At 70.3% G+C, this 13,781-nt stretch carries 11 protein-coding genes; 7 read left to right on the forward strand and 4 right to left on the reverse strand.

What is annotated here, in order from left to right:
* Positions 1-71 precede the first annotated feature (71 nt).
* On the forward strand, positions 72-1,703 hold the full coding sequence (locus ABIB37_RS13225; RefSeq protein ID WP_211333856.1) for a ribonuclease J: 1,632 nt from the start codon (positions 72-74) through the stop codon (positions 1,701-1,703).
* A 41-nt stretch (positions 1,704-1,744) separates the two neighbouring features.
* On the opposite strand, the gene ABIB37_RS13230 is transcribed toward ABIB37_RS13225, so the two are convergent.
* From ABIB37_RS13230 to ABIB37_RS13245, 4 genes are all read right to left on the reverse strand, one after another.
* Complete coding sequence (locus ABIB37_RS13230) at positions 1,745-2,338, reverse strand: GNAT family N-acetyltransferase (protein WP_354261110.1); 594 nt, start codon at positions 2,336-2,338, stop codon at positions 1,745-1,747.
* Between the two features lie 71 nt (positions 2,339-2,409).
* A complete protein-coding gene (locus ABIB37_RS13235) occupies positions 2,410-4,383 on the reverse strand; it encodes an AfsR/SARP family transcriptional regulator (RefSeq protein WP_354261112.1) in 1,974 nt (657 codons plus the stop codon).
* Positions 4,384-4,452: 69 nt separating this feature from the next.
* Complete coding sequence (locus ABIB37_RS13240) at positions 4,453-5,691, reverse strand: vanadium-dependent haloperoxidase (RefSeq protein ID WP_502914071.1); 1,239 nt, start codon at positions 5,689-5,691, stop codon at positions 4,453-4,455.
* Positions 5,692-5,844: 153 nt separating this feature from the next.
* The gene (locus tag ABIB37_RS13245; RefSeq protein ID WP_354261116.1) at positions 5,845-6,204 is read right to left on the reverse strand and encodes a hypothetical protein; all 360 of its coding nucleotides are present in this window, start codon (positions 6,202-6,204) and stop codon (positions 5,845-5,847) included.
* A gap of 452 nt (positions 6,205-6,656) precedes the next feature.
* Here ABIB37_RS13245 and ABIB37_RS13250 point away from each other — a divergent pair, with 452 nt between their 5' ends.
* From ABIB37_RS13250 to ABIB37_RS13275, 6 genes are all read left to right on the forward strand, one after another.
* On the forward strand, positions 6,657-7,325 hold the full coding sequence (locus ABIB37_RS13250) for an AfsR/SARP family transcriptional regulator (protein ID WP_354261118.1): 669 nt from the start codon (positions 6,657-6,659) through the stop codon (positions 7,323-7,325).
* 228 nt (positions 7,326-7,553) lie between these two features.
* The gene (locus ABIB37_RS13255) at positions 7,554-9,971 is read left to right on the forward strand and encodes a hypothetical protein (RefSeq protein WP_354261120.1); all 2,418 of its coding nucleotides are present in this window, start codon (positions 7,554-7,556) and stop codon (positions 9,969-9,971) included.
* Positions 9,968-11,233 (forward strand): hypothetical protein, encoded by a 1,266-nt coding sequence (locus tag ABIB37_RS13260; RefSeq protein WP_354261122.1) that lies wholly within the window; start codon positions 9,968-9,970, stop codon positions 11,231-11,233. The genes ABIB37_RS13255 and ABIB37_RS13260 overlap by 4 nt, the downstream gene beginning before the upstream one ends.
* 16 nt (positions 11,234-11,249) lie before the next feature.
* Positions 11,250-11,726: a hypothetical protein gene (locus ABIB37_RS13265; protein ID WP_354261124.1), complete on the forward strand. Its 477-nt coding sequence runs from the start codon at positions 11,250-11,252 to the stop codon at positions 11,724-11,726.
* Positions 11,727-11,736: 10 nt separating this feature from the next.
* Complete coding sequence (locus tag ABIB37_RS13270) at positions 11,737-12,927, forward strand: hypothetical protein (RefSeq protein ID WP_354261126.1); 1,191 nt, start codon at positions 11,737-11,739, stop codon at positions 12,925-12,927.
* Between the two features lie 114 nt (positions 12,928-13,041).
* Positions 13,042-13,653 carry a hypothetical protein gene (locus tag ABIB37_RS13275; protein WP_354261128.1) on the forward strand — a complete coding sequence of 204 codons (612 nt, stop codon included), beginning with the start codon at positions 13,042-13,044 and terminating at the stop codon, positions 13,651-13,653.
* The last annotated feature ends 128 nt before the right edge of the window (positions 13,654-13,781 follow it).

A 13,781-nucleotide genomic window follows, 5' to 3' on the forward strand; every position in this document is an offset into this window, starting at 1 on the left:
ACGCCAGAACCGCCAAGCCCGCGCGACACCATCTCGAGCTCCCCGCTCCCGCATCCCTGAAGAAGGGGGCGATGCGGATCACGCCCCTGGGCGGGCTCGGCGAGATCGGCCGCAACATGACCGTCTTCGAGCACGAGGGCAAGCTGCTCATCGTCGACTGCGGCGTGCTCTTCCCCGAGGAGCACCAGCCGGGCATCGACGTGATCCTGCCCGACTTCTCGGCCATCCGGTCGCGGTTGGCCGATGTCGTCGGGATCGTGCTCACGCACGGCCACGAGGACCACATCGGCGGCGTGCCCTACCTGCTGCGCGAGCGCGCCGACATCCCCATCATCGCCTCGAAGCTGACGCTCGCCTTCATCACCGCGAAGCTCGAGGAGCACCGCATCAAGCCGCAGACGCGCCAGGTGCGGGAGGGCGATCGGATCGATGCGGGCCCGTTCGACCTCGAGTTCCTCGCCGTCAGCCACTCGATCCCCGACGGGCTCGCCGTCGCGATCCGCACGGCGGCCGGCCTCGTGCTGCACACCGGCGACTTCAAGATGGACCAGTTCCCCCTCGACGGGCGCACGACCGACCTGCCCGGATTCGCGCGGCTGGGCGACGAGGGCGTGGACCTGTTCCTGGTCGACTCGACGAACGCCGACGTGCCCGGCTTCATGATCCCGGAGGAGGACCTGGCTCCGGCGATCGACCAGGTGTTCCGCACCGCTCCGCGTCGCATCGTCGTGTCGAGCTTCGCCAGCCACGTGCACCGCATCCAGCAGATCCTCGACGCCGCGGAGCGCCATGGCCGCAAGGTCGGGTTCGTCGGCAGGTCGATGGTGCGCAACATGGGCATCGCCGCCGATCTCGGCTACCTCCGCATCCCTGACGGCCTCGTCGTCGAGATGAAGGCCCTCGAGAAGCTGCCCGCGACCGACATCGTGCTCATCTGCACCGGATCCCAGGGCGAGCCGATGGCGGCGCTGTCGCGCATGGCCAACAAGGACCACGTCATCGACATCGGCGAGGGCGACACCGTCCTGCTCGCCAGCTCGCTCATCCCCGGCAACGAGAACGCGATCTACCGGATCATCAACGCGTTCACGCGGTGGGGCGCCAACGTCGTGCACAAGGGCAACGCGAAGGTGCACGTCTCCGGGCACGCCAGCGCCGGAGAGCTCGCGTACTGCTACAACATCCTCCGACCGACCGCGGTGCTGCCCGTGCACGGCGAGTGGCGACACCTCACGGCCAACGCCGCGATCGCGATGCGGACCGGCATCGACGAGAAGCAGGTCTTCGTCGTCGAGGACGGCGTCTCGATCGATCTGGTCGCCGGCAGCGCCCGCATCAGCGGCCGCGTCGCCGCCGATCACATCCTCGTCGATGGCACCACGATGGGTGTCGCCACCGAGGCCGCCCTCACCGACCGGCGCGTGCTCGCCGAGGAAGGCACCATCACGGTGCTCGCCATCATGGAGCACGCCTCTGGCCGCCTGACGGAGCCCCTGGAGTTCTTCAGCCGCGGCTTCGTCGAGGAGGCCGGCTGGGAGAAGACGGCCGCGAAGACGATCGAGGATGCGCTGCGGAGCGCTGCCGAGTCGACGTCGCGCAACCGCGAGGACGTCGAGACGCTCATCACCCGCACGCTGGGGCGATGGCTGTCGCGTCGGCACCGCCGCAACCCGGTGATCACGACGATCGTCGTGGAGGAGTGAGCGGCCGCCGCTGACGGACGGCAGCAGCCCGCCCGCGCGCGTCAGCCGCCGGCGGGCTGCACCGTCTTCCGCATCACCGTCTTGCTCTTGCCGATGTGCCGCTCGAAGGTGAACCCGGCCTGCTCGAACATCGCCCGGGTGCCGTTGTGGAGGAACGACGACGACGTCCGCTTGCCGGCGACGAGCTCGTTGGGGAACGAGACGACCTCGCCCCCTCCCGCCTGCGCGATCAGCGCGAGCGCGCCATCCAGCGCCTCCCGAGCGACGCCGGAGCGTCGGTGGTCCCGGTCGACGAAGAAGCAGGTGATGCGCCACGGCGCCGGCCTCGTCTCCCCCGCGTCGTACTGCTTGCGGTGATAGATGCCCGGCAGCTCGGCCGGGCTGCCGTACTGGCACCAGGCGATCGCGTCGTCGCCGTCGAAGACGAGGGCGGCGTGGGCGACGCCCTCCGCGACCAGTCGCTGCTTGAACGTCGGCCCGTCGTGCTCGCGCTTCACGGTGAGGTCGGTGTCGCCGTGGAAGTACGAGCAGAAGCACCCGCCCCAGACGCCGTTGTGCTTCTGCGCGAGCGCGAGCCATGCCGGATACGTCTCCGGCGTGAGCGGCCTGATCACGTGCGCCGTCGTCATGGCCATCGATGCCTGCCCGTCTGCCGGTCACCAGACCGTGCGCGGACCTCACCGTACTCGGGCGGCTCGACGCGGGGCTACCTCGAGATGCGCCGCAGCAACTGGAGATCGGGCAGCGACGTCCGCACGGCCACGAGTCCCTCGGTCTCATGCGCCGTCGAGGCGTCGAGGAAGGCTCGCTCGACCGCGCTGAGCGCCGGATGGACCTCGGCTCGCCAGCGCCGGACGCTCGTCAGCCTGCTACCGCGGTAGATCTCGCTGTCGGGTCGGCCCATCGCTTCCCAGGCGGCTGCGGTGGAGCCCAGGTGGCGCATGATCCGCTGCCCCTCGACATCGTCCGCGAGCCAGTCTCCGAGCCGCGGCCAGGCGCGAGCGAGCCCGTCGTGCGACAGCTGCACCGCCTCCTCATCGGTCGTGAGCAGGCGCACATCCACGAGCCGATCGACGATCCGCGCATGGGCGTCGTCGATCGCGATGCGCGAGCGCTCGATCCGACGGGCGAGCATCGTGCCGTCGGGCGTGACCTCGACCAGGCGCAGCAGGATGTCGCGCAGCAGCCGCGCCTCGTCCGTCGACAGCGCGGCGAGGACCCCTTCTGCCGTCGTCGCGACCGCAGCGTCGATCTCACCGGACGCCCGGTACCCGTCGACGGTCAGCACGCGCCCCTCGCGGCGCGCCCAGACCTCGCGCAGGGCACGGGAGAGCAGCGGGAGCGCCCGCCCCGTGGCGTCGCGGAGGAGGATCTCGACGAGCCCCGGCTCGAGGATGAGCCCGGCCTGCTCGGCGGGCTGCTCGATCACGCGCCGGAGCCGGGCTACGTCCAGCGGGGCGAGCATCAGCAGGTGCGACCGGACGGTCTGCGCGAACCCCTCGCGGCGGGCCAGGCTCCCGAGGTGATCGGCACGGATCGCGACGACCAGCATCCCCGCCAGCGCGATGCGCGAGAGCAGGGCGAAGAACTCGTCGAGCTCGCCGGGATCCTCTGCCGCGAACGCCCGCTCGCACTGGTCGACGATGACGAGCGATGACCCGACCGGGAGTCGGACGTCGCGAAGCGCGTCGATCGGATGCTCCCCCGGCGTCACGACGGCGACCTCCACGCCGCGCGCCAGGAGCTGGGCGCCAACACCCGCCCTGACGAACGACGAGGTGCCAACGCCCGATGGCCCGGCGACCAGCAGCATGCCGTGCTCATCGAGCGTCCGCAGGGCTGCGGCCAGCTCCTGCTCGCGACCGAAGTAGCGCTCCGCGTCGCCGGTCCCCGCAGGCTCCGCGCCGAAGTACGGGCACTCCGGGCTCGCGATCCGGAGCACATGCTCGGAGAGGAGGCGGGGATCCTGGCGGAGGATGGCGGCCTCCAGGTCGGCGAGCTCCGTGCACGGTTCCAGCCCGAGCTCCGCGACGAGCAGCCGCCGAGCCCTGCGCACACTGGCCAGCGCATCCGCCTGCCGACCCTGGCGGTACTGCGCCACGGCGAGGATCACCCAGCGGCGCTCGCGGAGCGGCGCTTCGGCCACGCGGGCGCACGCCGCCGCGGCGACCCCCTGCACCTCCCCCGCCTGCAGCTCCGCATCGAGGAGCAGCTCTTCGACGCTGAGGCGCATCTCGTCGAGGCGACCGGACGCGATCTGCGCCGGCTGCCAGTCGAGGAGCTCGACGAACGGCTCCCCCCGCCACAGGGCGAGCGCATCCGCGAAGGTGTGCGCCGCGCGCTCCGGCTCCCCGATCTCCAGCTGCTCGCTGCCCCGCGCCGCGAGCAGCTCGAACCGCGCGGCGTCGACCTCGAGGTGCTCCGGCAGCAATCGGTACCCGCGCGCGGTGGTCTCGATGCGCGCGGGCTCGATGCGTCGCCGCAGCCGCATGATGCACCCGGCGATCACGTGCGTCCACGACGCGGGCCGGTGATCGCCCCAGAGCGCCGCCGCGAGCGACTCGACCGAGGCAGAGGCCCCCAGCCGGACGGCGAGCGCACCCATCACCGCCCGATCCCGCCGGGCCAGCGTGACGCGGCCGCCGTCGAGGGTCAGCGCTCCGAGGACGCGCACCTCCATGGCGCCACTGTGACCCCGGCGAGCGCGCCCGTCAAGACGGCGGATGCCGCCTGGAGAGCGCTCGTGCCGTCAGCCGCGCGTCGGGTGGAAGTGGTGGATCATCACCCAGAGCGCGACCCGGTGGCTGATGCCGACGCCGTCCTCGACGGCAGAGCGGAAGTGGATGCCGCCCCAGATGCGCGCGTTGCTGACCTCGTTCGTCAGATCGCCCGGGCGTGCGAAGGTGCGATCGCCGAGCCCCGTGAGGCTGGGGATCGTGAAGTCGATCCGCGACGTGTGCAGGAACCTGGCGATCACCCACCCGGCGGCCGGTGTGATGCAGCCGTGTGCGCTCGGATACTCCGGGTGGTTCGGCGCGCCCGCGAGGAGCGACGACCACGTCGGATCGCCCGCCGTCCTGCGATTGCCGTCGGTGTCGCCGGCTCGGATCGCCGTGACCGGTCGCCAGAACGTGTAGTGGTACTTGGCGTCGAAGCAGGCGATGAGCGCGTCGGCGTAGGTGACCGAGATCATCGCCATGAACCGTGCCGCACCGACGATGTCGAGCTCACGCTCGAGCACGAAGGCGCGGAACGCGCCACGTGCCTGCTGGACCGGTGCTTCCGCCCAGAACCGCGCCGCCAGGGTCTGCTCGGGCGTGCGCGTGGTGCTCGTGCTCGACCCGATCTCCCGCACCTCGTTGTACTCGCGCGCCCACGCCCTGCTGCCGAGCGCGGGTGGACCGGCCGGTCGGAACTGGTCGGCAGCGGCGAGCGAGAACGGCGCCACGTCGCCGAGGTAGACGCCGATCGGCGGCGTCGGCGCGGTGGGCAGCCAGACACCGGGCATCGGCGGGTTCGGCGGCGTGTACGTGGCCGGCGCCCGGAAGCCGTCACCCGCGCGCAGCGCGATCAGCTGGCGAGCCACCTCCGCGCCGATCGCCACGCCGTCGGTCTCGGCCGCTCCGTCCGGGATCGCTGCGAGCGCTGCGGCGTAGGCAGGTTCCACGATCGAGGCGGACTGAGCCGGCAGGTAGTGGTTCAGCACGCTCCGCGCGGCAGCGGCGACCGCCGCCTCCGCAGAGGCACCGTCGGCCGCATCCGCGTCCACCAGGAACGGCTCGTACCCGCCCTCGACGGCCATCACCGAGTCGTAGACGGCGATGGCGACGTACCCGAAGATCGTGTGCCCTTCGGCGGGCGAGAGCGCGGCGGCCGTGAACGCCTGGGTGCCGACGGCATCCCAGCTCGCGACGGATGCATCCGGTGGGCCGGACTCGTCGTGCCCGTGGCCGCCGGTGGTCGGGCCCGCCATCCCGACGACCGACATCGTCACGAGGAGGGTGCGAGCAGCACCGCCATCCGCGAAGTCTTGGATCGCATGTCATCTCCTGGGGCGTCGGGCTGCTGCCCGTCAGATGGGATGACCGTTCTGTCACGAGCCGGTATCAGGGCGGTATCAGCCCAGGCGTTCCTCGCCCGATCAGGAGGCGGGCGTCTCCCCCGGCTCCGTCGCGGTGAACCAGGCGAGCCAGCCCCCGTCCGTCTCGTGCACCTCGTAGGGGCCGCACTGCAGCACCTCGTCGGGCAGCTCGCTGCCCTCCTCGAAGCCCCCGTAGCGTCCGTCGAACGGCAACGAGGAGCGCTCGCCGACCGTGCATCCGCTCGGCTCGCTGCCGGTGAACGCGATGACCGCGTTCGTCTCGTCGATCGTCGCGGTCGTGCGGACGTTCGCAGCATCGCCGGGCAGCCACTCCGGCATGGGCACCCCGACCCAACCGCTCGCGGCATCCGCGCGGGTGTCGAAGGACTCGCTGTGCACGTTCTCGAACAGGTCGGTCATGTTCGAGCACCCGGTGAGTCCGGCGACGGCGAGGGTGGCGGCCGCAACTGCGGCAAGGGAAGCGTGGCGTCTTGTCATGCCTCCATTCGACCCGCGGCACCGATTAGTCGCGTCGGACGAGCGGCGGATCGGTGTCGTCCGCGGGGATGATCAGATGCTGGCGGAGGCGCCCTCACCGAGGTGCTGGACGAACAGCGGTCGCCGTGCGACCGGACGTCGCTGATCCCCGCGCGCGATGCCAGCGTCGGGCCGGTTCGGCGGGTCGTGCCCATGCTCGCGATCCTCGGGGCGCTCCTCGGCCTAGCGTGCCGCCCGGAACTCCGGTGCATGTCTGCCATTAACGCAACCCGCTCTGCCGTGTACCGTCTGCAACGAGGGGGCTGGACTGTTCGTACGCGCAGCCGGCCGCGCCGCGATGCGGGAACGGGGGCGTCGACATGGACGGAAGCTCTTTGTCCGTCCACGTCCTCGGGAGGTTCACTGTCGAGCCGGAGAGTCGGCTCGCCAGCGGGGCGGCTCGCACCGTCGCGTATCTGGCGCTGGCCGACGGCCGCGCCAGCCGTGATGAGGTCGCGGAAGCGCTCTGGCCGTTCGCGGGTCGGCAGCAGAGCAGGGCCAACCTCCGGAAGTCCGTCTGGCAGATCCCAGACGGGCTCGTGGATGCTTCGAACGGTGAGCTGCGGCTCCGTGCGGACATCGACATCATCCATGCACACGCTGCGGCGGCCTCGGCGCTCTCCGGGGACGCCATCGAGTTCGCCGATGTGCAGCTGCTCTCGTACGACGTGCTGACCGGCTGGTACGACGAGTGGATCGACGGCTTCCGCGACGCCTTCGCGTCCCTCAGGGTGGCTGCGCTCGAAACGGCGTGCCGGACGCTCATCGAGCGTGGTCGGGCGCTCCTCGCCGTCCGGGCGGGCGAGGCTGCGCTCGCCGCCGACCCCTTTCGCGAGAGCGCTGCACTAGCGCTCATCGGCGCGCACCTCGCTCAGGGCAACCGGCACGCCGCGGCTTCGCTGGGCGAGACGTTCGCCGCCAGGTTGCAGAACGAGCTCGGGCTGCGGCCTGCCGCGCAGTTCACGGCGGCGATCCGTCGAGCAGGTGGCGTGACCGGCAACTGAGCCACCTTCGCCGCGCGAGCTTCCGCGGCCCGTGGGTGCGAGGAACGTCCGTGGAACGAACGCGGAACGCGGAGAGCCTCGGCTGGGCCGCTGACCGAGGACGGCGCGGGAGCAGCCGGCGGGCGTCCTCGGTCGCATCCCCGCAACCGGTGCTGCACATCCCGTTCCTCTCTGTGGAACCGGTCCTGGTGTGGGCTGATCGCACCAGCGACGAATGAGGTGGCGGACATGTCGATGATCGATCAACCGACCCGGTTCGGGACAGAGAGCTTCGACGAGCTCGAGAACCCGTTTGCGGAGCGCGAGTTCGAAGCCGAGGCGGAGCACCAGGCGGCCGATGAGGGGTTCACACCCTGGACGGAGGGCTTCGACCCGTTCGCTGAGTCCTTCGAGGGCGAGCGCGACGTCTCCCACGGGTCTGAGGCGCAGGCGGGGTTCGGGGAAGCCTATGCCGAGCTCCGAGACGAGGCCTTCGACGAGGCGCTCGAACAGCTCGCGGACGAGACGGCCGAGGCCATCGGCGGTGCCGGCTTCGCGTTCGAGGGAGCGGATGGGATGCGGAGCGGCGAGGCCTATCTCGCTCCGATCCAGGCTGCTGGTGAGACGTACATCGATCGGCTCCGCGAATCGCTGGAGCAGCTCGACCTCGCTTCGCTCAGCGAGGTGCAGCTCGCCGAGCAATTGGACCGAGTCGATGCGGAAGCGTACCGGCTGACCCCTGCTGGTGAGGAGTTCATCGGCGGCATCGTCCGCAAGGCGAAGCGGGCGGCCTCGTTCGTGGTCAGCAAGGCCAAGGCGGTGGGGCGCACCGTCATCGCGCCGGCCCTGCGCGCAGTGTTCAGCCGGCTGAAGACCCTCATCCGGCCGCTGCTCATCACCGGCGAGTCGGAGGACGAGTTCGAGTTCGAGATCGAATCGCTCGACGAAGGGGTCGTGCTCACCGTGCCGTCGCTCGCCGTCGACCCCGAGCAGATCGCCGAGGGCTTCGACGCGGCACTCGCCGAGGCCGCGGTGCTCGGAGCCGAATCCGAGCAGCCGGAGGCGGAGTACCTCGATGGCTCGGAGTCCGAAGGGGGGCAGTACGAGTCGGTCACCGACGGGCGCGAGCTCGAGGCACTCGCCGAAGCGCGCGCGGCTCTCCTCGATCGACTCGCCGCCGCGGACGAATCGGAAGACCTCGCGCCGGCGATCGAGCAGTTCATCCCTGCGGTGCTGGCGGCGCTGCGCATCGGCGTTCGGGTGGTCGGCCGGCCGAAAGTCGTCCGGTTCCTCGCCAAGTACCTCGCCAACTACATCGGCAAGTGGACGGGACCGAAGCTGGCCGGACCGCTGTCCGTGGCGATCGTGGACATCGGAATGCGCCTCGCCACGCTCGAGGCCGGGTCCGAGGCGGCTTCGGCTGGCGAGACAGAGAGCGAGCGTGACCTGTCCGCGGCCCTCCTCATGAACACTGTCGAAGACACAGCGCGCCGTCTCGCGGAGCTCGAGGACTTCCAGCTCGAAGACGAGGACCTGCTTCGGCTCGCGCTCTCGGAGTCGTTCGAAGAGGCGGTCGCCGCGAACTTCCCCGCCTCGGTCGTGCGCGAGGAGCTCCAGCTCGCGCCGAGCATGCAGGCCTCCTTCATCCCGCGCGGGCCGCGATCGCGCTCGCCGTACCGGGTGCTGAACCGACGACCGGAGCTCTCCATCACGCCGCAGCTCGGCGGAGCCATCCGAACGTTCGGGGGGCTGACATTGACCGCGTCGCTCAAGTCCCGCGGGATCGCGCTGCCGTCCCGATTCCGCGTGCACGTCGTGCAGGTCGCCGTGGGTGGAAGCCTCCGCACCGTGGCCTCGGACCTGCGGAAGCGCTTCACCACATTCCGCCCCTCCCCGGGCATGTTCCACCCGCTGACACCGGGCGCGGCAGCCGCACTGTTCCGCGAACCGCGCCTCGGCGTGCGCGTCGCACCGCAGTTCCTGCGCTCCCGTCGCCGCATCGCGGCGGGTCAGCGCTTCTACATCCTCGAGCCGATCGGCGCCGGCGGCGCACTCGGCGGCGGGCGTGCGGGCGGCCTCGGCAAGGCGGCCGGCTCGGCGGCGCCAGCGACGAGGGGTGTGCCGTCGCAAGGCTGGTGCGTCATCGACCTCCGGCAGGCCATCGTGCGGGTCGCCCTGCACCTCACCGAGAACGATGCTCAGCGCATCGCGGCCGACATCCGCGGCGGTGTCGCTCCCGCGGCCGCGCTGCGGGCGCTCGCATCGGTGTACGAGGGCGTCGCGCGATCGTTCGCGAATCCCGACGGACGCGTGCGCGTCGTCCGGGAAGCGGAGTCGGAAGACGAGCAGTTCATCGGCGGCGCGCTGCGCGCCGCCTCGCAGAAGGTGATCGGCGCCCTGGCGCGGGTCCTGCGATCGTGGGTGCTGCCGGCGATCGCCGGATGGCTCCGCACAAAGTCCGCCGAGTTCGCGCGGGCGGCGGCCAACCCGGCCAACGGCGTGACCCTGGTCGTGACGCTCCGCGGAGTCCCCGGGTTGCGGGCCATCGGCGACGTGCTCGCGGGCCGGAACGTCATCGCCAACACGCGGGCAATCCTCAACGGAAGCGCGTTCCGGGGCGCGCCGAGCATCGACATGGTGGTCCGCCCTGGGCTGGTGCGTCCATGAGCGCGACCCTTGCCGTCGCCGCCCACCGAGTGGTCGTCGATGACCTCGAACGGCAGCTCGCGCACTGGCTCGCGGCCGCGAGCTCGTTCGCCGACGCCGAGGAGTTCGCCTCACCGTCCGCATGGCGGAGCGTGGAGGACGAAGCAGGGCTGCCGTTGCGGCGGATGCTCGGCCAGCTCGTTGACGAGCTCGTGCGCCAGGCTGGCCTGGCACGCGCGGTCATCCGGTCCGCCCGGTCCGACCCGGCGTTGGTGCAGGCCGCCGCCGCGGCGGTTCAGCAGCTCCGGCGCAGCTACACCCAGGTCGAGACCACCCTGGAGTTCTTCGGTGACGCAGTCAACAGCCGTACGTCGGTACCGCTCGGGAACGCGCTGCGTACGCTCGACCGGCTCGCCACAGCGAGCATGCGCTCGGTGCTCGCGCCCGTGGGGCTCCGCGTTCCCCCGACGCTCACGTACGTGGACAAGGGACTCGGAGCGTCGATCCTGCGAGCGGGCATTCGCCTCTGGTCGCCGGGGAGCGTCAACCCGGTCGCCGCCATTAAGGTCGTTCGGCACAACCTGTACAGGCCCACGTCGTTGTTCCACGAGACCGGCCACCAGGTCGCCGCGATGACTGGCTGGGTGCCAGCGCTACGGGATGCTCTGTCGTCGGAGCTCGTCGACGCCCCGCAGCTCGCCTCGGTCTGGAGCGGCTGGGCATCCGAGATCGCGGCTGACGTCTTCGCCTTCGCGCACACCGGCTACGCCTCGATCTCCGCCCTGTACGACGTGGTGGGCGACGAGCGCGCCATCTTCCGCTGGCCTATCGGCGACCCGCACCCCATCGGCTGGTTGCGCACTCGCCTCGGCGTCGAGCTGTGCCGTGATGCCTGGGGTCCGGGGCCTTGGGATGCTTTGGACGCGGCCGTCGTCGAGTCGTATCCGGTCGCGAGTGCCGGCGGAGCGCTCACGGAGGTCCTGCAGGGCTCGGCCGCCCGGCTGCCGCGGATCGCACGCGCGTGCCAGAGCACGCGCATTCCTGGGCTGGGAGGCAGGCCGATCGGAAGCCTGCTGCCGGCCGCTCGCGTATCGCCATCCGCACTCGCCGATCTCGAGCGAGAAGCCGGTCCGGCGCTCTGGTCGTCCGCATCGCTCCGCGAACGCGAGGGCATACGGATCGTCGCGCTCGCGGGGCTGAGGGAAGCAGAGCAGCCGCAGTTCGCCGCCGATTGGGCGGCGCGTGCCCGGAACTGGTTCCACGGCGTGGCCGTGGCGGGATGAGGAGAGGACAGGAGCGATGTCGGAGGACCGGAACCCCGAGGACGAACTGCTCGAGCAGCAGATCGCGGAGCAGTGGAAGCAGATCACCGCCCAGCAGGAGCAGATCACGGCGCAGCAGCAGCAGATGGCGAAGAGCAACGCCGATCTCGTCGAGCTGCTGAAGGCCAGCATCCAGTATCCCGCCGGGGCGCAGGCGCTCCCTGACGGCGTGACGCAGCACCTGAAGCGCATCGAGGAGAACCTCGGGGGGCTGGTGTTCCGACGCCCCGATCTCGACGACGATCAGTGGCTCAAGCTCGCGAGCGTGCTCGTGCCAATGGCAGGTGCAGATCTCAGGTCGGCCATGCGCATCGAACCCTGGACGTACGTGCCCGCCACCGATCGGGCAGCCATGACGATGGAAGCGTGGCTGCTCGCCGAACGGGCTGCCCTGATCGAGGGCGTGCAAGAGCAGAAGGAACGCGAGCGCCTCGGGCGCCCGGTCGGGAACTAGGGAGTGCAGCATGTTCAGACAACTCATCGAGCGCATGATTAGTGCGGGGAACACGACTCCGGTCAGCGTCGCTGCGGTCCTGCAAGCGGATCCGAACGACATCCTCCTCGCCGTCGATCAGGCCTGGGAAGCGGCGAACGTGCTCGGCGTCCAGCCACCACCGGCGCTTGCCGTCCTTCCGACGTCCCCGACACAACCGGCGGTTCCGGCGCGAGGGCTGCGGCACGCGGAGGGGTACTTCGCGCAATGGCCCCCGTTGGCGGCCCCTGGGCTGCCGATGGGGCGTGCGTGGGACCACCTCATCTACGCCTACATGATCGAGAACACGCGGGCGCTGCAGATTTTCGGTCGGCTCGTGCGCGAGTTCCGCACGGGCGAGGCCCTCGGCTCGGCGTCGCCGCTCACCCAGCGCTGGCTGGACATCACCGAGGCGTTGCTCTTCGGCGCAGAGGCACCGTTCCCTTCCTTCCGTGCGACGAGTCAGCTGCGGCCCGAGGCCGAAGCCGTGCGTCGCAATTCGTACGCCCGGCTGTTCAAGCTGGAGCTGGCGTTCGGAACTGAGGTCAACGGACCGGCGGAATACCCGAAGGCGCTCGCGGCCAACAGCTCCTTCGTGAGCCTGCTGGAGGAGCTGCTGTACGAGTCCTGGCGAGCCGTGACGAACATCCGCAACCAGGTCGGCATGAACGAGACCGACGACGACCGCATCTACCGCATCGCAGAGGAACTCGCATTCATGCTCGACGAGCGCACGCAGAACGGGAACCTCGCGCGGGAAGAGCTCGCCGCCGTCTCCGCCGCCTCATGGATCGAACTCGTGCTGAGCTCGAACAACGACGTGATCCGCGACCTCCGCGCCGAGGCGGTGAGCGCGGACGGCAGGCTCAAGCTGATCGGTGAGAAGCTGCGAATGGCGCCGCACAGCAGATCGGATGCTCTGTTCGGTCTCGCCGTACCGCTCTCCGATGTCCTGCGCACGGTGCAGCGTCGGATACTCCGGGACGGCCGGGACGCCTGGCTGCTGTACGCGACGAACGTGCCGAACGGCGTGACGCAACCCACGAACGCTCCTGCCCCGCTCGGCCCCCAGGTGCAGCGCATCATCACCGAGTGGAGCGCAGCGACTGGGCGCGACCTCAAGGCACGCAAGGCGCCAGTCGCGATCACAGGTCCCAAGCAGGTCGCAGTGAGGCCCGGCTGAGCGAGATGGTCGAAGTCCCCGCGCCCGCTCGAACCGAGCGGGTCGTCGCGGGCGTTCTTGCTCTGGATCGACCGTGACCGCAGCCAGCCACCGCGCCGCTACTTGGAGTCGACGATGACGACGACGGAAGTCCTCAGCTTGACGACGCTCATCATCGCCGGCCTCGTTGCTGTCGGAGGGTATGTCCGGTTCGTACTCGTCCGGGCGAACGTCGGGGCGCAGTTCGACATCGAATTCACTCCTCTGGGGATCGTCAACGGTCGACCCGCCGGCGACCTGGCGCTGGTCATCACAAACCTCGGCTCGAATCTGCTGGTCGTCACCCGCGTGAGTTGCAGGGTGAAGTACTCGACACCCGTCGACGCTGGTGCCGGCGCTCACGATGATGAACCGACGATGAGCGCATCTCCCGGTGGCCGCAGCGCCGAAGGAAGTGCGGCTCTCATCCACGTGTTCGGTGGTCCCGATCGGAGCGCTCCACATGCGCGGAGACCGACGTCGGTCATCTCTCAGGGCGGCACCCAGGCGTACCGGAAGCCGCTGACCTTCCCCGATGGCACGGGCGCTGTAGCGATCTGGGCGTCCTGCGACTACCACGTGGGCATCGGCGCCCTCGAGCGGCTCATCGTCCGCGTCGTGCTGCGACCGCGTGCAGACCTCGACTACACCCGGGGGCTGGATAATCATCTGGTGCGCAGGACGTTTCGCCTTGACACTGGCGCATGAGTCAAGAAGCCGCAATCGCGTCAGGTCACACTGCCCCGCCTCACTCAGGAACGCTCGACCTCGACCGCTCGCCCGGAATCCGATCGGACGGACCACGGCGCCAGTAAGTCGGCGACAATAGCGGCTAG

Source organism: Agrococcus sp. UYP10, assembly GCF_040547205.1.
In the GTDB taxonomy this organism is placed as follows: domain Bacteria; phylum Actinomycetota; class Actinomycetes; order Actinomycetales; family Microbacteriaceae; genus Agrococcus; species Agrococcus jenensis.

Excerpts from the sequence above, each read along its gene's own strand:
- ABIB37_RS13225 (WP_211333856.1), top strand. The coding sequence starts at position 72 with ATGCGGATCACGCCCCTGGGCGGGCTCGGCGAGATCGGCCGCAACATG.
- ABIB37_RS13230 (WP_354261110.1), bottom strand. The coding sequence starts at position 2,338 with ATGGCCATGACGACGGCGCACGTGATCAGGCCGCTCACGCCGGAGACG.
- ABIB37_RS13235 (WP_354261112.1), bottom strand. The coding sequence starts at position 4,383 with ATGGAGGTGCGCGTCCTCGGAGCGCTGACCCTCGACGGCGGCCGCGTC.
- ABIB37_RS13240 (WP_502914071.1), bottom strand. The coding sequence starts at position 5,691 with ATGTCGGTCGTCGGGATGGCGGGCCCGACCACCGGCGGCCACGGGCAC.
- ABIB37_RS13245 (WP_354261116.1), bottom strand. The coding sequence starts at position 6,204 with ATGACCGACCTGTTCGAGAACGTGCACAGCGAGTCCTTCGACACCCGC.
- ABIB37_RS13255 (WP_354261120.1), top strand. The coding sequence starts at position 7,554 with ATGTCGATGATCGATCAACCGACCCGGTTCGGGACAGAGAGCTTCGAC.
- ABIB37_RS13260 (WP_354261122.1), top strand. The coding sequence starts at position 9,968 with ATGAGCGCGACCCTTGCCGTCGCCGCCCACCGAGTGGTCGTCGATGAC.
- ABIB37_RS13265 (WP_354261124.1), top strand. The coding sequence starts at position 11,250 with ATGTCGGAGGACCGGAACCCCGAGGACGAACTGCTCGAGCAGCAGATC.
- ABIB37_RS13270 (WP_354261126.1), top strand. The coding sequence starts at position 11,737 with ATGTTCAGACAACTCATCGAGCGCATGATTAGTGCGGGGAACACGACT.
- ABIB37_RS13275 (WP_354261128.1), top strand. The coding sequence starts at position 13,042 with ATGACGACGACGGAAGTCCTCAGCTTGACGACGCTCATCATCGCCGGC.